19 protein-coding genes and 1 other annotated feature are annotated in these 19,973 nt (G+C 53.1%); of the genes, 13 read left to right on the forward strand and 6 right to left on the reverse strand.

The window, feature by feature from the left end; genetic code table 11:
* The first annotated feature begins 234 nt into the window (after positions 1-234).
* From SR894_RS10120 to SR894_RS10130, 3 genes are all read left to right on the forward strand, one after another.
* Positions 235-1,542, forward strand: a complete 1,308-nt coding sequence (locus tag SR894_RS10120; RefSeq protein ID WP_133732467.1) for an ATP-grasp domain-containing protein — start codon at positions 235-237, stop codon at positions 1,540-1,542.
* Positions 1,543-1,737: 195 nt separating this feature from the next.
* Entirely contained in the window at positions 1,738-3,360 is a 1,623-nt protein-coding gene (locus SR894_RS10125; protein WP_133732468.1) for a BCCT family transporter, read from the forward strand.
* 302 nt (positions 3,361-3,662) lie between these two features.
* Entirely contained in the window at positions 3,663-4,568 is a 906-nt protein-coding gene (locus SR894_RS10130; protein ID WP_133732469.1) for an extracellular catalytic domain type 1 short-chain-length polyhydroxyalkanoate depolymerase, read from the forward strand.
* Between the two features lie 70 nt (positions 4,569-4,638).
* On the opposite strand, the gene SR894_RS10135 is transcribed toward SR894_RS10130, so the two are convergent.
* Positions 4,639-5,043, reverse strand: a complete 405-nt coding sequence (locus SR894_RS10135) for a hypothetical protein (RefSeq protein WP_223289212.1) — start codon at positions 5,041-5,043, stop codon at positions 4,639-4,641.
* Positions 5,044-5,503: 460 nt separating this feature from the next.
* Here SR894_RS10135 and SR894_RS10140 point away from each other — a divergent pair.
* From SR894_RS10140 to SR894_RS10150, 3 genes are all read left to right on the forward strand, one after another.
* Positions 5,504-6,720, forward strand: a protein-coding gene (locus tag SR894_RS10140) for an IS3 family transposase (RefSeq protein WP_159342931.1) whose coding sequence is annotated in 2 segments (ribosomal slippage) — positions 5,504-5,789 and positions 5,789-6,720 — 1,218 coding nt in all. Because the reading frame shifts where the segments join, the coding sequence is not laid out codon by codon here.
* Positions 5,779-5,895: a sequence feature (AL1L pseudoknot), on the forward strand. It overlaps the preceding gene by 117 nt.
* Before the next feature lie 106 nt (positions 6,721-6,826).
* On the forward strand, positions 6,827-9,493 hold the full coding sequence (locus SR894_RS10145; RefSeq protein WP_223288895.1) for a bifunctional acetate--CoA ligase family protein/GNAT family N-acetyltransferase: 2,667 nt from the start codon (positions 6,827-6,829) through the stop codon (positions 9,491-9,493).
* A 60-nt stretch (positions 9,494-9,553) separates the two neighbouring features.
* Positions 9,554-12,286, forward strand: coding sequence for an HAD-IC family P-type ATPase (locus SR894_RS10150; protein WP_223288894.1), 2,733 nt, complete (start codon positions 9,554-9,556; stop codon positions 12,284-12,286).
* Positions 12,287-12,355: 69 nt separating this feature from the next.
* On the opposite strand, the gene SR894_RS10155 is transcribed toward SR894_RS10150, so the two are convergent.
* Together SR894_RS10155 and SR894_RS10160 are read right to left on the reverse strand one after the other, a co-directional pair.
* Entirely contained in the window at positions 12,356-13,417 is a 1,062-nt protein-coding gene (locus SR894_RS10155) for an ion channel (protein WP_133732473.1), read from the reverse strand.
* 216 nt (positions 13,418-13,633) lie between these two features.
* Complete coding sequence (locus SR894_RS10160) at positions 13,634-13,777, reverse strand: hypothetical protein (RefSeq protein WP_166650407.1); 144 nt, start codon at positions 13,775-13,777, stop codon at positions 13,634-13,636.
* 667 nt (positions 13,778-14,444) lie between these two features.
* On the opposite strand from SR894_RS10160, the gene SR894_RS10165 reads away from it, so the two are divergent.
* Both SR894_RS10165 and SR894_RS10170 read left to right on the forward strand, forming a co-directional pair.
* Positions 14,445-14,627, forward strand: a complete 183-nt coding sequence (locus SR894_RS10165) for a hypothetical protein (protein WP_133732475.1) — start codon at positions 14,445-14,447, stop codon at positions 14,625-14,627.
* Positions 14,628-14,769: 142 nt separating this feature from the next.
* Complete coding sequence (locus SR894_RS10170) at positions 14,770-14,940, forward strand: hypothetical protein (RefSeq protein ID WP_166650408.1); 171 nt, start codon at positions 14,770-14,772, stop codon at positions 14,938-14,940.
* A gap of 95 nt (positions 14,941-15,035) precedes the next feature.
* On the opposite strand, the gene SR894_RS10175 is transcribed toward SR894_RS10170, so the two are convergent.
* Positions 15,036-15,794 (reverse strand): dienelactone hydrolase family protein, encoded by a 759-nt coding sequence (locus SR894_RS10175; protein ID WP_133732476.1) that lies wholly within the window; start codon positions 15,792-15,794, stop codon positions 15,036-15,038.
* 175 nt (positions 15,795-15,969) lie between these two features.
* Here SR894_RS10175 and SR894_RS10180 point away from each other — a divergent pair, with 175 nt between their 5' ends.
* The 5 genes from SR894_RS10180 (at position 15,970) to SR894_RS10200 (ending at position 18,163) form a co-directional block, all read left to right on the forward strand.
* Positions 15,970-16,650, forward strand: coding sequence for a Bax inhibitor-1/YccA family protein (locus tag SR894_RS10180; RefSeq protein WP_133732477.1), 681 nt, complete (start codon positions 15,970-15,972; stop codon positions 16,648-16,650).
* A gap of 85 nt (positions 16,651-16,735) precedes the next feature.
* Complete coding sequence (tusD, locus tag SR894_RS10185; protein WP_223288893.1) at positions 16,736-17,125, forward strand: sulfurtransferase complex subunit TusD; 390 nt, start codon at positions 16,736-16,738, stop codon at positions 17,123-17,125.
* 10 nt (positions 17,126-17,135) lie between these two features.
* A complete protein-coding gene (tusC, locus tag SR894_RS10190; RefSeq protein ID WP_223288892.1) occupies positions 17,136-17,501 on the forward strand; it encodes a sulfurtransferase complex subunit TusC in 366 nt (121 codons plus the stop codon).
* Between the two features lie 18 nt (positions 17,502-17,519).
* Positions 17,520-17,810, forward strand: a complete 291-nt coding sequence (tusB, locus tag SR894_RS10195) for a sulfurtransferase complex subunit TusB (RefSeq protein WP_223288891.1) — start codon at positions 17,520-17,522, stop codon at positions 17,808-17,810.
* Between the two features lie 2 nt (positions 17,811-17,812).
* A complete protein-coding gene (locus SR894_RS10200; RefSeq protein WP_223288890.1) occupies positions 17,813-18,163 on the forward strand; it encodes a TusE/DsrC/DsvC family sulfur relay protein in 351 nt (116 codons plus the stop codon).
* A 34-nt stretch (positions 18,164-18,197) separates the two neighbouring features.
* Here SR894_RS10200 and SR894_RS10205 read toward each other — a convergent pair whose 3' ends face one another.
* Together SR894_RS10205 and SR894_RS10210 are read right to left on the reverse strand one after the other, a co-directional pair.
* The gene (locus SR894_RS10205; protein WP_133732482.1) at positions 18,198-18,830 is read right to left on the reverse strand and encodes a helix-turn-helix domain-containing protein; all 633 of its coding nucleotides are present in this window, start codon (positions 18,828-18,830) and stop codon (positions 18,198-18,200) included.
* Positions 18,831-18,955: 125 nt separating this feature from the next.
* Positions 18,956-19,897, reverse strand: a complete 942-nt coding sequence (locus SR894_RS10210) for a histone deacetylase family protein (protein WP_133732483.1) — start codon at positions 19,895-19,897, stop codon at positions 18,956-18,958.
* Between the last annotated feature and the right edge of the window lie 76 nt (positions 19,898-19,973).

Here is a 19,973-nt window from a genome sequence, read left to right on the forward strand (position 1 = left end):
GAAATTATGCCCATCTATCAGTGAGATAACTTCTACAGTTATTCAACAGAAACTCTACAGATTAATTGCCATATGTAACTGGATCGACTAACTTAGTTACACGGGTGCGCTAAAAACTTTCCTAATGCTGGCTTGCTCAATCGCTCCTGAACACAAATGACTGCGGCTCAGCTCACTTGGTGCGCTCCAATCTAAGCCCAGTCAATTTGGGTCAACCAGCAAGGAGGACATCGAATGTCGATATCATCAGAAAAGCAAATGCCCGAAGCAGTAGCGGCCTGGCGTGATCCGGAAATGGACTCGGTTAAAGGCACCGAGACCCCTAAAGATCCGAACAAAGGTTATATCGCTCTACTTGGCTGGAGTGTCAACGCGATCAAGGCTGCGCAGAAATTCGACCGCCGCTATATCGTCGTCGCTCCAGAGTGGGCCGCCGATTTCTGTACCGCGAACAATATACCTTTTATCCCATGGGACTTTATTCGCTTGAATGATCGCTCCATGGAGATAGCCGTAAAGCTCAAGGAAGAAGGTGTAGACGTCGCTATCCCCCTGTTCGAAGAAACCGTTGAGTGGTCTGGTGCCATCAACTCCGTTCTCCTCGACAGCCCGCGCATGTACGGTCAGTCCATTCTGTTCCGTGACAAGGCGCTCATGAAACGCCGTGCTCAGCTTGGTGGCATTCGTGTCGGGATTTTTGAAGAGGCGCACGAGAAAGAAGACATTGTTCGCTTTATGAAGCGCGTCAACCAGACGCTGCTGAAACTTGACGGCGATCCAGATGACCCGATTCACGTCAAGGCCTTCGATAAAGCCGGTTGTCTTGGCCACCGCATGATCCGCACGATAGAAGAAATTGACAACATCCCGGATGAAGAATATCCGCTGCTGATGGAAAGTCACTTGAGCGGTTGGGAGTTTGCCGTTGAAGCCTGGATACATGATGGCAAAATTCAGTTTCTGAATATTTCGGAATACGTGACATTGGGCTATTCGGTATTCGTGCCTGCTACTCAGGAGCTTGAGAGCTGGCGCAATGCGATCACCAAGCAGATTGAGCTGTTGATCAAAACCTTCGATATCCAGTTCGGCCTGATTCACCCCGAGTACTTCGTCACGGCGGACGGCGAGATGTACTTTGGCGAAGTTGCTTATCGCCCACCCGGCTTTAAAGCATTCGAACTGATCGAAAAAGCCTACGGTTTCAACGCCTATCAAGCGTCAATGTTGGTATTCGACCCGAAAAGCACGAAAGAGGAAGTGGCGGCATTCTTCCCCCGTGAAGTGGTCGATGCGAAAGGCTATGCAGGCTGTTTCGGTGTCTATCCACGCCGTCGTGTTGTCAGCAAGCTGGAAATGCCCGAAGAGACGATTAATCACCCGTATTTCGAGTCACACGAACTGGTCGCACCGGCAGAAGAGACCGTGCCCGACCGATCAGCCTTCGGGACTCATTGGGGGCTAGTTTTCTTCTTTGGTGACGATCCCATCAAGATGCGCGATCTGCTCAAAGCTCAAGAGGATCTGGATTTCTACGTCTAGCGTTTGTTAATGCAGTAAGCGGTTCTTTGGGCGCTTGTATCAGTATCAGGAGTACTCCAAAACCTGAAGCTGGTACAGGCGCCCTTTGTTTTTGCCTGTGCGGCTTTCTCCTGGGAAAACTTCAAGGTTCGATAGCGCCTTGGCGTTATCGATCAATGACTCCTATGTTGTTGGAACGACACGGGAGGAATAATAATGGATGCACTAGCGAGAAAATTGGGCCTCAAGACGGATCCGATTATTTTTTTCACGTCCGCAGGGATTATGATCCTTTTTCTTGTGGTGCTGCTGATTGCGCCAGAACCCATAGGGGCAGCTTTTGGTGCCGGTAGGGAATGGATCGTTACCAACCTTGGCTGGTTCTTTATTTTAGGGGTAACAAGTTGGGTAGCATTTCTGCTCTGGCTGGCAATTAGCCGTTACGGGGCGATTCGCTTGGGCGGCAATAATGCAAAGCCTGCCTACGATAATATCTCCTGGTTCACCATGCTGTTCGCAGGCGGCATCGGCACGGTATTGATGTTCTGGGGCGTTGCTGAGCCTATTTCCCACTTTTCTAATCCACCCAGGCCTGATGTCGTCCCTTTCTCTGTGGAAGCCGCCGACGATGCTATGAGTTTTTCAATCTATCATCTGGGTCTACACACCTGGGCGATTTTCGCTATGCCCGGGCTGGCTTTTGCGTACTTTATCTACCGCTACAATCTGCCGATGCGCTTTAGTTCAGTATTCTATCCGCTGTTAGGCGACCGCATTTATGGCCCCCTCGGTAAATCGCTTGATGTCTTCGCGATACTTGGCACCCTGTTTGGTGTAGCCGTCTCTATCGGCTTGGGCACTCAGCAGATCAACGCGGGTCTTACGGAACTGTTTGGTGTTCCGGATGCGGTCATCACCAAGGTGTTCATCATTGCCATACTGACGGCTGTCGCCGTGGGATCAATTGTAGCGGGGCTGGATTCAGGCGTTAAACGGCTTTCCAATATCAATATCGCCATGGCCGTCGGCCTGTTGCTATTTGTACTCTTTACCGGATCGACCGTTTTCCTTTTACGCGCGGTGGTCGAAACCTTTGGCCTCTACATAACGAATCTGCTGCCCATGGCTTTCTGGAATGACACGCTGGCAAGCTATTCCAGAGATGGCGGTACATGGGGATGGCAGGGGAGTTGGACGGTATTCTATTGGGCCTGGACAGTAACCTGGTCGCCCTTCATCGGGATCTTCGTAGCGCGTATTTCACGCGGGCGTACTATCCGTGAGTTCGTCCTTGGTGTGCTTTTTGCTCCCTCCATTTTCACGCTGGTCTGGTTTGCAATCTTTGGCTGGTCGGCAATGGAAATCGACGGGATCGGGCCCGATGCTCGAGAAGCTCTGGGAGAGCAGGCCGGTATTTTATCCGCGGCTGTAGGTGAAAGCATTCCCCTCGCCATGTTCGCCTTCTTCGAGAACTTCCCGGCTGCCACATTAATCCAGGGCTTGGCCGTTGTGATTGTCGCTATCTTTTTTGCCACATCATCGGACTCTGCCTCATTGGTAGTCGACATGCTGTGTACCGGCAGCGCAGACCCTGGCCCATGGCATCAACGGGTTTTCTGGGGCGTCTCTGAGGGTATGCTGGCAGCGATGCTCATTGTGCTTGCTGGTGATGCCGGGCTTACCGCCTTGCAGGAGGTGATTACCGTTGTTGGCCTTCCGATGTTCATTTTGGTGTTTGCAATGATGTTCGCGCTATACCGCGGTCTGTCTCAAGAAGACCTTAGCGAAGTGCAGGTGGGGCGCCCGCCCACACGGCAGGAGTTAGCGCCAGATGAATAGGTGAATGCTTCTAGCCTGAATACTTGAAAATTTCCTTTGCTATGTTCGATAGCGCACGGTGAGTGTTTGCTTTAAGGGCCATCCTACAGGTGAGCGAGGCAAAGGAAATGCCTAAACAAGGACGTTGCGCTATGCGCTGCAGGGGACGCAGCGCCCTTTCTCATAGTAAACCGATTGTTCGATAGTATCTCATTCTTCGTACCGCGCTTTGTCCTTGGCATCAGGGATCGTTACCTGGCGCTGTTCTCAACGAGTGGTTTCTATCCTCGGTTGGGCAGAAGTAAACTGGCAAAGGAGGACCTATGCCGACATCTTCAGTTAGCCACGATCGTCTGACCGATATGCAACAATTCGGTACTGACCCTGGGTCGTTGCATGCGGACACCTATATACCGAAGAATTTCCCAAAGAACGGGCCGCTAGTCGTTGTGCTACACGGCAGCACCCAATCGGCGGAAGGCTATAACCGCGGATCAGGCTGGTCTTCCCTCGCTGACGAATGTGGGATAGCACTCCTATATCCGGAGCAGAGAAAAACCAATAACCCGCTTAGTAGCTTCAACTGGTTCAAGTCGGGCGACAGCCGCCGAGGCGATGGTGAACCACTCTCTATTCGTCAGATGATCGAGCAGGTCGTTGATGATCATGACATCGACCCCTCACGCATCTTCGTCACTGGGATGTCTTCGGGGGGCGCCATGACATCTGTGATGCTGGCCACCTATCCTGAGGTGTTTGCAGGCGGGGCGATCATCGCTGGATTACCCTATCGCAGCGCCGACAACCTGATAGAGGCGATGGTTCGTATGAAGGGATATGGTGGCCCATCGGATCACAGGCTCAACAAACTTGTACGCGAAGCCTCGACCTTTGACGGTCCTTGGCCAACAATATCGGTTTGGCATGGCGGTAGCGATTCGACCGTCGATAATGCCAACGCCGATTCCATTGTTCGGCAGTGGCAGCAGATCCATAAGGTTGAAGGGCCACCGACACGTGTAGAGGAGCTCGATGGTTTTCCCCGCCAGATCTGGTGCAACGCGGGTGGTCAGGAGGTGATTGAGGAGTACATCATCGAAGGAATGGGGCACGGCACGCCAATCATGGCCGGCGGAGAAGAAGGTCTCGGGGAAGCAGATAAATATATGCTGGAAGTAGGTATTTCTTCGACCCGGCATATAGCGCAATTTTGGGGCCTAACAGAGTAAAGAAGCGGTGGTCGTGCATGTACCACTACCACCGCTTTATAAGATTCCCACTGTGTTTGAGCGTTACCTCCTATAGTTCACACCAAATCCGCTCTTTAAAGTCTTCGTTGAGTTCGGATACGTTGCGCATGCGGTTAAAAGTGGCCTCAGTCATGTCTCCGGCGATCTGACGGTAACAGGATGCTATCAACTCCGGCGTCAGTGGCCCGTTGAAGCCCAGCATGCAGTGTGTGAGCTTGCTATAGACCGGCGCCATAGTCGACAGGAAATCGACCTCGTGGCGAAATGCGTCGTTAAGTGTTTCTAGCCAAATGCATTGTAGCTTGGCCGCCGAATTGGACGTTTCAGCCCAAGGCTGATACCAAAAAGCTAGCAAGTATTTGTTATTAATTACGTTGTTATTGTCTACACTGCTACTCTCTACGCTATTATTGGCGGCATTAGTGGAAGCTTTTGGAAACGCTGATGTTGTCATTGTCATAGCTCCTCAAGTGAAGTAGAAAAATTATAGTACTCATCGCCTTTGCTGAAGAATTTAATAGCTCATGTTTTGACCGACATCAATATTTTAATGTGTAAAGTCGTTAATAATTAGATGGTTAATAAAATGACATGTGTGCTGTGATAGTAATTTTTACCCACCTGAAATAAGTGCTCATTTTACGTTACGGTAAGGTGAACATTGTTTTCGAAATCTTATTTGCTGATTTAACATGAAATATCAATAGGATAAGAAATTGGCGTGTGTTTTTTAGCATGACAACAAGTGGGGCCAGGAATAGTTGCGCCGCATCAATAACTTAACAAGTCAAACCATGTTATTTATATGACTAAGCTTTTCTATAGATGAACTCACGCTATAACAATCCATGCGCGTGAAGCAGCTGAACCGCCCCGGCTTTACCGGAGACTCCATATCTTGAGAGGATGGAGTTATGAACTCACCAAAACGATATTCCCCAGAAGTCCGGGAGCGAGCTGTTCGATTAGTCCTTGAACAGCAAGGCGAATACCCGTCCAAGTGGGCGGCGATCTGCTCCATTGCCAGCAAGTTCGGCTGTACACCAGAGACTTTGAGAGCCTGGTGCAAACGCACAGAACTCACGCAGGAAAACAGCTCGGTTAACCTGTCTGAACATGAACGGCTCAAGCAGCTAGAGCGTGAAAACACCGAATTGAAGCGTGCCAATGAAATTCTCCGTAAGGCGGCTGCTTTTTTCGCCCAGGCGGAGCTCGACCGCAAACCCAATTGATGGTGTCATTTATCGACGAGCATCGTGCTCAGTTCGGGGTCGAGTCGATTTGTAGTCAACTGCCAATCGCCCCATCGACGTATTACCACCACAAGGCACTTGAAGCTGATCCTGAACGGCGGGCAGACCGGTATCGGCAGGATGCGTTTCTTACCGCTGAGATTCAGCGCGTGTGGGAAGAAAACTTCTGCGTCTACGGTGCCCGTAAGGTCTGGCGGCAACTCCGCCGTGAAGGCGTTAATGTTGCTCGTTGCACTGTAGAACGGCTCATGCGCCGCCTAGGAATTCGCGGCGTGGTGCGAGGCCAACGCCCCTTCACGACCCTCAGTGATCCCGGCCAGAAACGGGCACCTGATTTAGTGAAACGTGACTTTACGGCTATGCGTCCTAATCAGCTTTGGGTGGCCGATTTTACCTATGTCGCTACCTGGTCTGGCTTCGTTTACGTTGCGTTCGTTATCGATGTTTATGCACGCTGTATCGTGGGTTGGCGTGTAGCGACGTCGATGAGAACGGCACTGGTGCTGGACGCTCTGGAGCAAGCTCTGTGGGCACGAAAACACAGACAAGGGTTGATCCATCATAGTGATAGGGGAAGCCAATATCTCTCGATCCGCTACACCGAGCGTATGGCTGACGAGGGTATCAATGCCTCAGTCGGCACCACCGGCGACTCCTACGACAATGCGCTGGCTGAAACCATCATCGGCTTGTTCAAAACGGAGGTGATCCATCATCGTGGCCCATGGAGGGGACTGGATGCCGTTGAGTATGCCACGCTGGAGTGGGTTGACTGGTTCAACAACCGCCGACTGCTGGAACCCATCGGAAACGTTCCACCAGCAGAACGAGAAAGGACGTATTATCGTCAACTGGAAGAGTCGGGTGAAGCTGCCTGACTCAAACAAACCGGTCTCCGGAATAACCGGGGCGGTTCACAGCTGTCACGAATGCTAAGTTATACATGGGCAGCTCTAGTAAACTTCATCACTAGGTACCGCTACCATGTCGATACGCAATCTAAACGCGCTGTTTTCGCCTGACACGATAGCGCTGATCGGTGCAAGCAACCGCGCTGGTTCAGTGGGTGCCGTGCTGGCGCGAAACCTTTTTGAGGCCGGTTTTTCAGGGCCTATCCTGACTGTGAATCCAAACGAGCGGGCCATCCGCTCAGCGCTCAACTACCACTCCATCAGTGAATTACCGTTGGCTCCAGATCTGGCCATTATCGCCACGCCACCTGACAGCGTGCCGGGTCTTATTCGTGAACTTGGGGAACGGGGGTGTCGAGCGGCCGTGGTGATCACCGCGGGCTTCGGTGAGGGAGAGAGTGCCGATGGAAAAGCGCTCAAACAGGCAATGCTGGAGGCCGCAAAGCCTTACTTGATGCGTATTGTCGGGCCTAATTGCCTGGGTATTCTGCTGCCGCACAGGGGGATCAACGCTAGCTTTGCTCATATCATGCCGCAAAAGGGAGACGTTGCCTTCGTGACCCAGTCCGGTGCGGTAGCGACCTCGATTCTTGACTGGGCATCTGCGCGTGGCATCGGCTTTTCGCATGTGATCTCTCTTGGCTCAATGAGCGATATTGATTTCGGGGATATGCTCGACTATCTGGCTCTTGATCCTAATACCCGCTCCATCCTTATCTATATGGAGGCCGTGACCGAGGCACGCAAGTTTCTGTCGGCGGCCCGTATGGCCTCCCGTAACAAGCCTGTGGTGGTCGTCAAGGCAGGTCGCAGTGATGCGGGCGCCAAAGCCGCGCTGTCACATACCGGGGCGCTAGCCGGCTCTGATGCTGTCTACGACGCGGCGTTCCGGCGTGCGGGAATGCTACGGGTCAATACCCTCGATGAATTGTTCCAAGCCGCAGGCACGCTGGCGACCGGCATCCGCGTAAAAGGCGACCGGCTGGCCATCCTTACCAACGGTGGGGGAGCCGGTGTACTGGCGGTTGATGAGCTAGCTGATCGACAAGGTCACCTGGCCGAACTTTCCGAGTCGACGCTGGCGCGCTTGGATGCGTTGCTACCCAAAGCATGGTCCCATGCCAATCCGGTTGACATCCTCGGCGACGCGCCTGGTCAACGCTATGCAGGCGCACTCGAAGCGTTACTCGATGAGCCTGGAGCGGATGCGGTTTTGGTCATGAACTGCCCTGCGGCGGTAGCCGATAGCCTTGACGCTGCCCAGTCCGTGGTTGCGACCTTGGGCGAACGGCGTCCTGCGGTGTTGACCTGCTGGCTGGGTGAAGGGGCGCCTGCCGAGGCCCGCCAGCTGTTTTCCGCGAAACGCATCCCTACGTATCAAACGCCAGAGCAGGCCATTAGGGCCTTTTCGCACTTGTCGAACTACTGGCGTAATCAGCAAGCGTTGATGGAGACGCCGCCAGCCGTTGCTGAAGATATCATCATCGACAAGGTCAACGCGGAAGCCATCATCGACAGTGTACTCAAGGATGGTCGTAGCGTACTGACCGAGCCGGAGGCAGCGGCAGTACTGTCGGCTTATGGCATTCCAACCGTATCTGCCATCGCAGTGAAGACGCCGGAGGAAGCCTGCGAGGCGGCCAAAAAGTTGGGTTTCCCGGTGGTGCTGAAGATATTGTCGCGGGATATCTCGCACAAGTCGGATGTGGGGGGAGTGCAGTTGAACCTTGCCTCACCCGTGGCGGTGGCTCAGGCGGCGACAGATATGCTCGCTAGCATTCAACGTGTTGCGCCGGAGGCACGGATGGATGGCTTCAACGTGCAGCCGATGATTCGCCGCCCTGGTGCGCATGAGCTGATTATGGGCGTTGCTGAAGACAGCGTTTTTGGGCCGATCATTCTGTTTGGCCAGGGCGGCACGGCGGCTGAAGTCATCGGTGACCGCGTCATTGGCCTCCCGCCGCTCAACCCCCTCCTGGCGAAGGAGATGATCCAAACGACGCGTATCTCTCGCTTGCTGCAAGGCTATCGAGATCGGCCTGCCGCCGATGTGGAAGCCATTACGCTCACCCTGATCAAACTGTCGCAAATGGTCTGCGATCTGGATCGCGTCGCCGAGCTCGATATTAATCCTTTATTGGCCGATTCTTCCGGGGTGATCGCCCTGGATGCGCGTATTGTGGTCAGGGCCGTCCACGGCCAACGTCGACCGCTTGCTATTCGCCCCTACCCGCAGCAGCTCGAAAAAGTTATCGAAACCCGAACTGGCCAGCGTTATGACTTACGCCCCATACGCCCGGAAGATGATAACGGGCTGGTCGAAATGTTCCGTCACTCTTCGTCCGATGACATGAGGCCACGCTTCTTTGCGGCCATCCAGGGGGCTGATGATGCTTTCGCGGCTCGCCTCACCCAGATCGACTACGACCGAGAAATGGCCTTCGTCGCTATGGCACCAGGTAAGCACGAAATCGTCGGAGTTGTTCGCCTGTCTGCTGACCCTGACAAGGAAAAAGCTGAGTTTGCGATTATGGTGCGTCGCGATATGAAGGGAACGGGACTTGGCTATCGTCTTATGCAGGAACTGCTCAACTATGCTCGTGATAGTGGCATCCAGCAGCTCTACGCCGATATTCTGCGAGAGAATCATGCTATGCGGCAAATGGCGGACGAGTTTGGCTTCGTTACTCAATCAGTCAAAGATGAGACCGATACCGTAACGCTGGTGCTCAAGCTGTAACGCCAGTGTCTGCAACGACAGTACCTCATTACCTCTATTTTCGCTTGCTAGGGAGACAGTATGGACACACCTACTGCCGATACCGATTTATCATCAGAAAGCCCGTCTTTGCAGGTTCACGCAAGGCATGCCGATGATGTCCTTGCGGACTTGGAGACTTCGCTATCGGGGCTGACAGTAGATGAAGCTGCCAAGCGCTTGGAGCAGTATGGGCGTAACCAGTTACCGGCAGTAGCTGGCCGACACCCGCTGCTTCGCTTTCTCGCTCATTTTCATAATGCACTGATCTATTTCCTTTTGGCGGCGGCCATCGCAGCCTCGTTGCTAGGGCATTTTGTCGATGCGTCGGTCATTGTTGCGGTGGTCTTGGTTAATGCAGTGGTCGGTTTTGTACAGGAAGGCAAGGCGGAAAAAGCGCTGAATGCAATCCGTAACCTTATCGCTCCGCACGCTCATCTAGTCAGAGAAGGGAAGCACGTCGAAGTGCCCGTCGATGAGATCGTTCTGGGCGACATCGTATCCTTGGAGGCAGGAGATCGAGTGCCTGCAGATTTGCGTCTTATCCGTGCCAGCTCACTGCGAATTGAGGAGGCTATCCTGACCGGCGAGTCGGTGGCTGCAGAAAAGCGGGTTTCACCGGCCCCAAAAGAGGCTGCGCTGGGCGATTGTCACTCCATGGCGTATTCCGGCACGCTGGTGGCCACTGGGCAGGCGACAGGGGTGGTGGTGGCCACCGGTAGCGATACTGAAATCGGACGAATCAGTACCATGCTGCGTGATGTTCAACCACTGACCACGCCACTACTACAGCAGATCAATCGCTTCGGAACGCAGTTTACCTGGGTCACGTTGGCCGTGACGGTTGTTCTGTTTGCCTTTGCGGTGCTGGTACGCGGCCATGTCTGGTCGGAGGCGCTCATTGCCGTTGTGGCCTTGGCCGTTGCGGCGATCCCCGAAGGCCTGCCCGCCGTTATTACCATCACGCTCGCTATCGGCGTGCAGCGTATGGCACGGCGCAACGCCGCTATTCGGCAGCTTCCTGCGGTGGAGACGCTGGGGGCTACATCGGTTATCTGCTCCGACAAGACCGGCACACTAACGCGCAACGAGATGACCGTGCGTCGGCTGGAAGCCTCCAGCGGCCGAATGATGGTATCCGGGTCTGGCTATGTACCGGAAGGGCGACTGACAGCGGAGACAGCGGCTAACGTGGAGGATACACGGCCAACGGATATCGACAGCCTGATCCTGGCCGGACTGCTGTGTAACGATGCCCAGTTGAGCAATACCGACGGAGAGTGGCATGTGATTGGCGACCCCATGGAAGGGGCGCTGGTGGCGTTGGCTATTAAGGCTGGCCTGGAACCCGAGTCTACTCGGCATGAGTGGCACCGCCTTGATGAGATTCCTTTCGATGCCAAACATCGCTTTATGGCCACGCTCAACGGCCATGCATCGGAGGGGGCGCGTATTTTCGTCAAAGGTGCCCCAGACGAACTGTTGCAACTATGCTCCCTTCAGGCGGATGGAGAGGGAAGTAGGTCGCTGGAACGGGATGCCTGGACGGCACGCATCGCAGAGGCGGCTGCTCAGGGGGAACGGGTGCTCGGCTTAGCGACTAAGCGGCTGCCGTCCGGTACCCACAAGCTAACGTTTGCTGACCTTGATGACAAGTTGGTTTTTGTTGGCTTAATAGGTTTTATCGACCCGCCGCGGGAGGAGGCAATGGCCGCCATTAAAGAGTGCCACTCCGCCGGCATTATGGTGAAAATGATTACCGGCGATCACGCCGCGACGGCAGCGGCTATTGCTCGTCAGTTGGGGCTCGATGACGACCCGCACGTACTAACGGGGCGTGAACTCGATGACATTGCCGATAGCGATCTGCCTGACATCGTTACCGAGACCAGTGTTTTTGCCCGAACCAACCCTGAACACAAACTGCGAATTGTTCGAGCGCTGCAATCGACCGGCGCCATAGTGGCGATGACCGGCGATGGCGTTAATGATGCACCTTCGTTAAAGCAGGCGAACGTCGGTGTTGGTATGGGGCATAAAGGCACCGATGCGGCAAAAGAGGCGTCGCAGATGGTTCTGCTCGACGATAACTTTGCCTCCATTGTGGCCGCCGTGAATGAAGGCCGAGTGGTCTACGACAATATTCGTAAAGTGACGGCTTGGACGTTGCCGACCAATGGGGGCCAAGTATTAGCGGTCATTGCCGCGATTCTGTTTAATTTCGCTATGCCGATGTCAGCCGTGCAGATCCTGTGGATCAACCTTATCACTGGCGTCACACTAGGGTTGTCGCTGGCGTTTGAGGGAGCCGAACCGAATGTTATGCAGCGTCGGCCGCGGCCTGCAGGGCAGGGCTTGCTGACGCCCTTTCTGGTCTGGCGCATCGGGTTGGTGTCGTTCTTGTTCCTGATGGCAGTACTGGGTATTTTCTTCTATTCGCTTGGCCGAGGGGATGAGCTAGCCATGAGCCGCACCTTGGTAGTTAATACCATCGTGGTGCTGCAAGTGTTCTATCTTTTCAACGTGCGCTATCTGCACATGACCTCCTTTAACTGGCGAGGAGTGCTTGGAACCCCCGCCGTGTTAATAGCGGTCTCTATGGTCGTCTTTGCTCAGCTAGCATTCACGTTTCTGCCGGTTATGCATCGCCTGTTCGATACTCGGCCGCTAGGTATTGCGGACGGGGTGTTAATCATCGCTATCGGTATCGCCATGATGATAGTGCTGGAAGTTGAGAAGACTCTGGTGCGTAGGACGGGTTGGCTGGGGCTGTGAGCAAGCAAAGGCCTGCCCTCCAAGAGGGCAGGCCCGTTTAATTCATGAAAAACGGCTCACCTCACTTTTTTAACTTTCTGCGGTGAGTAGCTCACTCAACTGTTGCTGTGAAAGGCGTGTATTGGCCATGTAGTAAATAATGTCACCATCCTGCAGTGGACGCTGGGTGTCTGGATTCAACATGCTGCCTTCGCTGTCATCGCTGCTGTTGGCAAGACCAAGCACGGTGGCATTGCATACCTTTTTCGCTTGCATAAATAAGTCGCCGAAGGTGGCTCCGGCAGGCGGCTGGTTTAACCTGGTTTGGTATTGGGTAGCGCCACGATCAACCGCGAGTAGTTCGTTGACGACCCGTGAAATTCCTGCATCAGAGGCTGACCTTACCAGCATTTCCAACGCTAAGGCTTGGGTACATTCGATGCCTGGCAAGGTGCGCCGCAACATTGCTGCGGTGTCGGGATTGGCGCAGTGGGCGACGATATGGGCGTTTTTTGCTTTAAGGCTGTAGGCACTCAGCGCGACGGTAGCAACTCGGTCATCACTCGTGTCGTAGATGATGATGCGGCTGGCGCTCTCAACCCCGGCTCGCTTGAGAAGCTCGGCATTGGAGAAACTCTCCCCTTTGATAAATTTCAAATCCGCCGGGCGTGGGTTACTCATCTCTTTGGTTACGCAGAGCACGACTTCATCAGGTAGGCCTTTATCAGCTTTGAGAATGTCCAAAATGCGTTCTGTGGTTTCGCCGTGCCAGCCAATGACGAGGGTGTGGCCGGATAGGTGGCTAAAATCGCCTTTTCCTTGCATCTGTAGTCTCCAAAAATTTGAAAGGGTGACAGTGGCTTTACCGATTAAAGCGGCAAATAGAGAAATGCCGCCTGGAATGAGGTAGAGCGAGGCGATCCACTCGCCAGCTATGGTTGTCGGGCTGAAATCACCGAAACCTACGGTGCTGGAGACGACCACGTAAAAATAAACCCAATCGGTAAGGGAGTCGGCCATCGCTTCGCCGACCAGAGAAAAAAGTACCCAGGCGGTGCCCATATGTGCGAGCACAATAAGTAGAAGGAATGTCCACGAAATTTGTAGCGTCGACGCTTTAAGGACGCGGAGCAGTCGCTGAATAACAGGCATAGCGGTCTCTTACGGTGGTGGTGTACCAGCCTAATTTACTTGGCATGGAAGTTGATGATTTGGTGTTCATACTAAATGGTGAGTGGGTTTCCTTCGCTCCGGATAACCCTTGCTAAAATGAAGAATGAGCTGGGGACAAGGCATGCCTGACAACGTACTCTGAACAAACAAAAGGGCCGCTATTCGCGACCCTTTCATATTTATGAACTGAATTCATCAAGCAAAGCGTTTGGAGAGCCAGGAAAATACGCTATCGGTTAGCGATTTTTTACCATGATGCTCGCGGTGCTGACTCCACACCATACCCCCGGACACAACCGCTAGGCTCATCAACATTCCAGCAAGAATAAGTTCATTCATAGCCTATCATCCTCATCTGAGGTTTTATCGCGCTCTATATAACCATAGCCGAACGACCCTACAAAAATCAATATTATACCTAGCCCCACGCCAAGCCAAACGTTATCGGTATTTAGGCTGGGGTTGGTGACTACCCAGCCAGCAGTGAAGCAGGTAGCAACAACAATAACCCCCACGTTCCGAGTAGCTTCTAAGAACTGCTGACGCGTTGCTCGAGCGCCGATTTTACGGCGGTGGGCTGAAGCCCTACGTTCTAATAAGCTTTTCTTGAGCCTGGCGCGCAGGGCCTCCTGTGGGTCTTTACCGCCATGAGGTTCTTTCAAGCCATCACCTGTCATTTTTCCAGCAAAATCAACAAAAAAGTATTAAAACTACCCCTCCCGCTTTGTTCACCTGGGTGCCGCGTATGCAGTCGCCATCGACACATGGTGTCGCTAGCCTACTCAGCTAGTTAGCGGCAGTCAGCGATTCTTGTTGAGGTGGGGCCTGAGCTACACCCGGCAAGTATAAAGGTGAGCAGGAAAAGGGCAACGAGGGTTTTGATTGGCAACCCCTTGTCAGCAATAGTCCTTTCGGCATTTAACTTAATAGGTATAAGACATGTGACGGAACATCATGCTATACGCGCATGTCATAGTTACGACTTTCTTTTTTCTAGGATAAGCATATGGATCGTGTATTCGCATGGGATCACCACCACAGTCAGATCGTTTACCGCATTCCAGGCCATCAGTATGACGATGGCCGAGAAGATAGCGATCTTTCTCCCGTATGGTTGCCCGCGGAGGAATCAGATTTACCCGAGGGGGTAACGATTGAGGACTTGCGCAAGGTATCCGTTAAGGATTAGCCGCGGCATGGTCTGAGCTGCTGCTCTGCGTGCTATTCAACGCTTTAGAACAAGGTATTTTCAGGCGCATAAAATACATTGTGTTTGGCTAGCGATCGGCTAATATGCGGATGTTAGCCCCTCCCTCTCTGGATATGCCGCCATGTTGAAAGGTTTGATCGTCTGTTTTGCGGTGTTGTTTGCGCAATTGGCGGTTCTGCATTTGGTTGACGCTCGTCTCTACAATTCTCCTCAAGATGCACGTCAAACGGCGCTGACCACCGTTACGCCGCATAAAGATGAAAAAGAAGACGAAGAAGAAGCGCAAAGCTGATTAGTCGCCAACTAAATACAGGTTTTAAGTACGCATTAGCTAAATTGAATTTTCAATACCCCTAGCAGCGCCTGGCAAAGCTAGGGGTATTTGTTTTAAAGCATTTCATCCAGCCAAGTATTAAAGGCTGCCCAAGAGCGTTTGTCGGCGCGTTCGTGATACGCATCGCTGCCAAACACGCTGAAAGCGTGGGGAGCGCCGGAATAGATACCGACTTCATAGGTCACACCTGCGGTTTCTAACTCCTCAGCCAGGGTGGCAACGTCCTCTAAGCTAACCGCAGTGTCGGCACCGCCGTGGGCGATAAAGATAGGTGCGGTTTCACTTGAGTAAGACTGGCCATCGGGGGTTGTTAGACCACCGTGAAAGCTGGTGTACGCTGCTATATTGTCGGCTTCACCGGAGCGGGCGATCTCTAGCGCTACGGCGCCACCAAAGCAGTAACCCATGATGACCGTTTGCCCGGCAGCACCTTGCTCTCTTGCCTGGGCTAAACCACCCAAGGTCAGGGCCCGCATGCGTTCTCTGTCTTGGTAGAGTCGATTGGTTGCGGCGCGCTTATCTTCGACTGCTTGGGGGCGGTTGCCTTTACCATATAGATCCACGGCAAATACGTCGTAGCCTTCATCGGCCAACATATCAGCACGCTGGCGCTCATAATCATCCAGCCCGTCCCAGTCATGAACGATTAGTACGCTGCCTTTTGTATTGTCACCCGCAGAAATAAAATAGCCCTGAAAATCCTCGTCATTCACGCTATAGGCAATATTTTCTCCAGCAGGGGAGAACGCCATTGCAGGCAGTGCCAGCGTAAAAAGTGCTAATGCGCTGGCAGGGAGTAGAATTTTTTTCATGTTTTTGGTGTCCAAAGAAGTGTCCAACAAGCATAGACAATGCTCGCTGAGCTGGTTCAACGTTGAATAACCATTTACGAAGAGGTCTGTGTGAAATAGACAAAGGCTTGCGTCTGGAACTCGGTAACGGCATGCTTGTCAGTTGTTGGAAATACCATTTAGGGAGCATGAACACATGGCTTACAACGATTTACGTACGGCACGTCCTCAGTCGAGTGGCGTTGCCAACAGTGTTAGCACTAACAAGGTGTTGCGTAACACCTACGCGCTACTGGCAATGACGCTGCTGTTCTCAGCAGTCACTGCGGGTGCTGCTGTGGCCCTCGGTATCCAACAAATGAACATCTTCGTGTTCTTGATTGGTGCCTACGGCTTAATGTTCCTGGTACATAAAACCGCCAACTCCGCGGCTGGCTTATTGGCAACGTTCGCCTTCACCGGCTTTATGGGCTTTACGCTTGGGCCGATTCTCTCTGCCTACCTGACCCTGCCTAATGGCGGTGCGTTGATTATGAACGCGTTGGCCATGACCGGTCTGACGTTTGTAGGTCTTTCAGCGGTAGCGTTAACCACCAAGAAAGACTTTAGCTTTTTGAGCAACTTCTTGATGGCGGGCGCCATTGTGTTGATTCTGGCCATGGTGGCTGGGTTCTTCTTCCAAATTCCGGCGCTTTCATTGATGGTATCAGCAGGCTTTGTGCTGTTTGCTTCAGCAGCCATTCTGTATCAAACCAGTGAGATAATTCACCGCGCTGGCGAAACGAACTACATTCTCGCCACGGTGACGCTCTACGTATCCATCTACAACCTGTTCGTTAGCCTGTTGTCGATTTTGGGTATTATGAGTAACGATTGATCCGAGTAAGCGATAGACGATATGACAGGCCCTATTTGATAGGGCCTGTCTTTTTTTAGGGTAACCGTTATCAGGTATTAAGATCATGCAGTACGGCTTATTGGTGATGGGGGCGCCGTATAGCAGCCCAGCTCCTCACTCTGCATTGCGTTTTGCTCATGCCGTTCTAGCGCGTGGACATCAAATTACGGGTGTTTTTTTCTATCACGACGGCGTTCATAATGCCTCTTCGTTGATGGCCCCCCCCCAGGATGAGCTCAATCTTAGTGAGGCCTGGGCTGAACTGAGCCAGCAGCACGGGGTTCAATTGGATGTCTGTATTGCCGCAGCGTTGCGGCGTGGGTTGATGAGCGAATCAGAAGCGCAGCGACACGGCAAGCAGGCCTTTAATGTAGCCCCGCCTTTCGAGTTGACCGGGCTTGGGCAACTGCTTGAGCTGCAGCAACGCACTGATCGTCTGATCACGTTTGCTTAAAGGAGTGCTAATGGCAACACCTGATGCGCTATTAGTGATAGTTCGCCACGCACCACATAGCTCAAACTGGCTACGTGAAGGATTAGATGCCGCATTGGTCGCGGCTGCCTTTGGCCAGCCCGTGCATCTGCTGTTTATGGGACAGGGTATAATGGCACTGCTGAAAGAGCAGGGCAGTGGCGCACCGGGCCAAAAAGCCACGCTGCCCACCATTGATATGTTGGAAATGTACGATATTGACAAGCTTTGGGTGACCGAAGGGGCGCTGCAAGGGATGTATCTATCCGCCGACGCTCTGGTAGGGGGCGTTACTATGATAACCGAGCAGGAAGTTCCTGGGATTTTGCAGCAACATTCCAAGATACTTAATTTCTAGGGCCAAGTGAGCGTCATTATGATTCTACACATCCTCACCAAAGCGCCTGACAGCAGTGCATCCACTCAAATGCAGCAAGCGATAGGGGGGCAGGATGCCGTGCTGCTGATCGAAGAAGCCGTTACAGCTGCGCTAGATCCCACCTGGGAGGCATGGCAGCAGTGTCAGTCGCGCATATTCCTTCTATCGGAAGACCTTGTAAGCCGCGGGCTTACAAACATAGCCGCGGATAATGAGCTGCCCACGCTAGAGGTGGATGGCTTTGTAGCGCTGACTGAGCAGTATGAAAAGGCAGTTACTTGGTACTAGGCATGTCAGAGACAAAAATATACCGTTATCTTGATTCGCAAAACAGATATCCGCTAGACACAGAAGGATATCTTGTTAATCAGTCACAGTGGGACGAATCCGTTGCTTGTTTAATGGCGGAAGAAGAGGGCTTAACGCTTACCGCTGAGCACTGGGAAGTCATCGACGTAGTGAGGGCGTTTTATCAGCGTTACGAAATGGCACCGGCGATGCGGCCGCTGGTGAAAGCAACTAAAAACGCACTGGGTGATGAAAAAGGGCGTTCTATTTACCTGATGCAGCTCTTCCCCGGCAGTCCGGCAAAGCGGATCGCACGCCTGGCCGGTTTACCGAAGCCCACCAACTGCCTATAACCCCTGTGAATAGCTCGCCGGTTTGCAAACAGCCTTAGGCCACATCACCGCGTGTACAGACCGACAAAACAACGGCATCCTCTGGGCTGGTGGATACCAAGGCGTGCCCCATATCACTATCAAAATAGATGCTGTCGCCCTCAGCTAGCACTAACGGGGCGTAAAATTCGGTGTAGAGCATAATGTCGCCATGCAGCACCATCAAAAACTCTTCACCATCATGGCGTACCCATTGGTGATATTCGTCAAAACTGCGTGCCCTTACGATGGTCTTGAAGGGAATCATGCGTTTTTGGGCGAGTTGATGGCCCAATAACTCGTGCTCGTAGGTAGGAGTGGGGTGCAGTTGTCCTTTGCCTTTACGGGTCAAATCGCGCCGCCCCATGGTGTAACGCTCCCGTTTTGGGGGCGTAAGTAATTGCGGCAGGTCGATGTTGAGCCCAGTAGTGAGTTTTTGGACTACGCTAAAGGTGGGTGAGACTTGATCGTTCTCAATTTTAGAGAGCGTTGAACGGGCAAGGCCCGTGCGTTGGCTAACCTCTTCCAAAGTCCACTGATTAGCGAGACGAATCTGTTTGAGCCGCTCGCCTAAACGCAGCGGCTCAACAAAGGGTTTGCTTCCCGATGCAATACGCAGCGCGGCATGCTCTTCAGTCGTAGCGGTCATAGGTCGTCACATTGGCTGCGTTGTCTAACGGTGCGTGTCTATAGGCGCGCGTAAACGGACATGATATCACAGCAAAGAAGCGGCTAAGAACGGCCGACAGAGGCAAGTGCGCTGATGCCTATTTACTAGGGCACTTCAGCAAACGGTAGCCCCAAAAGCGCTTTTAGATGCGCCTCAACGCCACTCGCTAGCGACTTCGGGTTATAGCCCCCTTCAAGCACCGATACAATGCGGTTATCGGCATACAGGGTGGCGATCTCCATGGCTAGATGGGTAATCCAGTAGAAGTCTTCATCCTCTAAACAGATATCACCCATAGGGTCGTCACGGTGAGCGTCGAAACCCGCGGAGAGCATCACCAAGTCAGGTTTAAAGGCGTGCAGGGCAGGTAGCCAGTGGTTTTCGATGATGCGCCGGAACTCTGGGCCATCGGTGCCCACTTCCAGCGGGGTATTCACAACGTTTTGCCACTCGCTGCGCAGATAACGCCACGGGTAGAACGGATACTGGAAGCTGGTGCAAATAAGCACCTCGGGATCGTTTTTAAAGATATCGATGGTGCCATTGCACTGATGCACGTCGAAATCCAAAATAGCGATACGTTTGGCACCGTATTTGGCTCGCGCATGGGCCGCCCCCACGGCGATATTATTGTAAAAACAGAATCCCATCGCATCGCTGGCTTCCGCGTGGTGGCCGGGTGGCCTAACCGCACAAAAGACGTTATCCGCCTGACGCTTAAACACCTGGTCTACCCCACGGATAACCGCTCCCGCGGCAACCCGGGCTGCTTGCAGGCTGTCAGGGTTCATCATGGTATCGCTATCTAGCGTAACGATGCCCTCGGTGGGCAAACACTTATCCAGGGAGCGCAAATGACGCAAGGGGTGTACTCTGGAAAGAGCCTCCTCGCAGGCTTCCTTGGCATCGGCCTGCATGGTTTGCTGTAATAACCCTGCAAGCGATAGGCGAGCGCGAATGGCCTCCAGACGCTGGGGGCTTTCAGGATGCTCGGGCCCCATATGGTGCAATGAGCAGTCTGGGTGGGTAAGGTAGGCGGTAATCATTCCAACGCTCCATTATTATTGATGCCACCTTAATCGCCTTCAGGGCCTGGGCGACAGTGTCAATAAGTCGTACAGC

It is taken from the genome of Vreelandella neptunia, from assembly GCF_034479615.1.
Taxonomy (GTDB): domain Bacteria; phylum Pseudomonadota; class Gammaproteobacteria; order Pseudomonadales; family Halomonadaceae; genus Vreelandella; species Vreelandella neptunia.

What these genes read in the sequence shown, in the direction of transcription:
- SR894_RS10120 (WP_133732467.1), top strand. Translation starts at nt 235, where the DNA reads ATGTCGATATCATCAGAAAAGCAAATGCCCGAAGCAGTAGCGGCCTGG.
- tusB (WP_223288891.1), top strand. Translation starts at nt 17,520, where the DNA reads ATGATTCTACACATCCTCACCAAAGCGCCTGACAGCAGTGCATCCACT.
- SR894_RS10175 (WP_133732476.1), bottom strand. Translation starts at nt 15,794, where the DNA reads ATGAAAAAAATTCTACTCCCTGCCAGCGCATTAGCACTTTTTACGCTG.
- SR894_RS10170 (WP_166650408.1), top strand. Translation starts at nt 14,770, where the DNA reads ATGTTGAAAGGTTTGATCGTCTGTTTTGCGGTGTTGTTTGCGCAATTG.
- tusC (WP_223288892.1), top strand. Translation starts at nt 17,136, where the DNA reads ATGGCAACACCTGATGCGCTATTAGTGATAGTTCGCCACGCACCACAT.
- SR894_RS10150 (WP_223288894.1), top strand. Translation starts at nt 9,554, where the DNA reads ATGGACACACCTACTGCCGATACCGATTTATCATCAGAAAGCCCGTCT.
- SR894_RS10125 (WP_133732468.1), top strand. Translation starts at nt 1,738, where the DNA reads ATGGATGCACTAGCGAGAAAATTGGGCCTCAAGACGGATCCGATTATT.
- SR894_RS10180 (WP_133732477.1), top strand. Translation starts at nt 15,970, where the DNA reads ATGGCTTACAACGATTTACGTACGGCACGTCCTCAGTCGAGTGGCGTT.
- tusD (WP_223288893.1), top strand. Translation starts at nt 16,736, where the DNA reads ATGCAGTACGGCTTATTGGTGATGGGGGCGCCGTATAGCAGCCCAGCT.
- SR894_RS10165 (WP_133732475.1), top strand. Translation starts at nt 14,445, where the DNA reads ATGGATCGTGTATTCGCATGGGATCACCACCACAGTCAGATCGTTTAC.
- SR894_RS10200 (WP_223288890.1), top strand. Translation starts at nt 17,813, where the DNA reads ATGTCAGAGACAAAAATATACCGTTATCTTGATTCGCAAAACAGATAT.
- SR894_RS10210 (WP_133732483.1), bottom strand. Translation starts at nt 19,897, where the DNA reads ATGATTACCGCCTACCTTACCCACCCAGACTGCTCATTGCACCATATG.
- SR894_RS10160 (WP_166650407.1), bottom strand. Translation starts at nt 13,777, where the DNA reads ATGAATGAACTTATTCTTGCTGGAATGTTGATGAGCCTAGCGGTTGTG.
- SR894_RS10145 (WP_223288895.1), top strand. Translation starts at nt 6,827, where the DNA reads ATGTCGATACGCAATCTAAACGCGCTGTTTTCGCCTGACACGATAGCG.
- SR894_RS10130 (WP_133732469.1), top strand. Translation starts at nt 3,663, where the DNA reads ATGCCGACATCTTCAGTTAGCCACGATCGTCTGACCGATATGCAACAA.
- SR894_RS10155 (WP_133732473.1), bottom strand. Translation starts at nt 13,417, where the DNA reads ATGCCTGTTATTCAGCGACTGCTCCGCGTCCTTAAAGCGTCGACGCTA.
- SR894_RS10135 (WP_223289212.1), bottom strand. Translation starts at nt 5,043, where the DNA reads ATGACAACATCAGCGTTTCCAAAAGCTTCCACTAATGCCGCCAATAAT.
- SR894_RS10205 (WP_133732482.1), bottom strand. Translation starts at nt 18,830, where the DNA reads ATGACCGCTACGACTGAAGAGCATGCCGCGCTGCGTATTGCATCGGGA.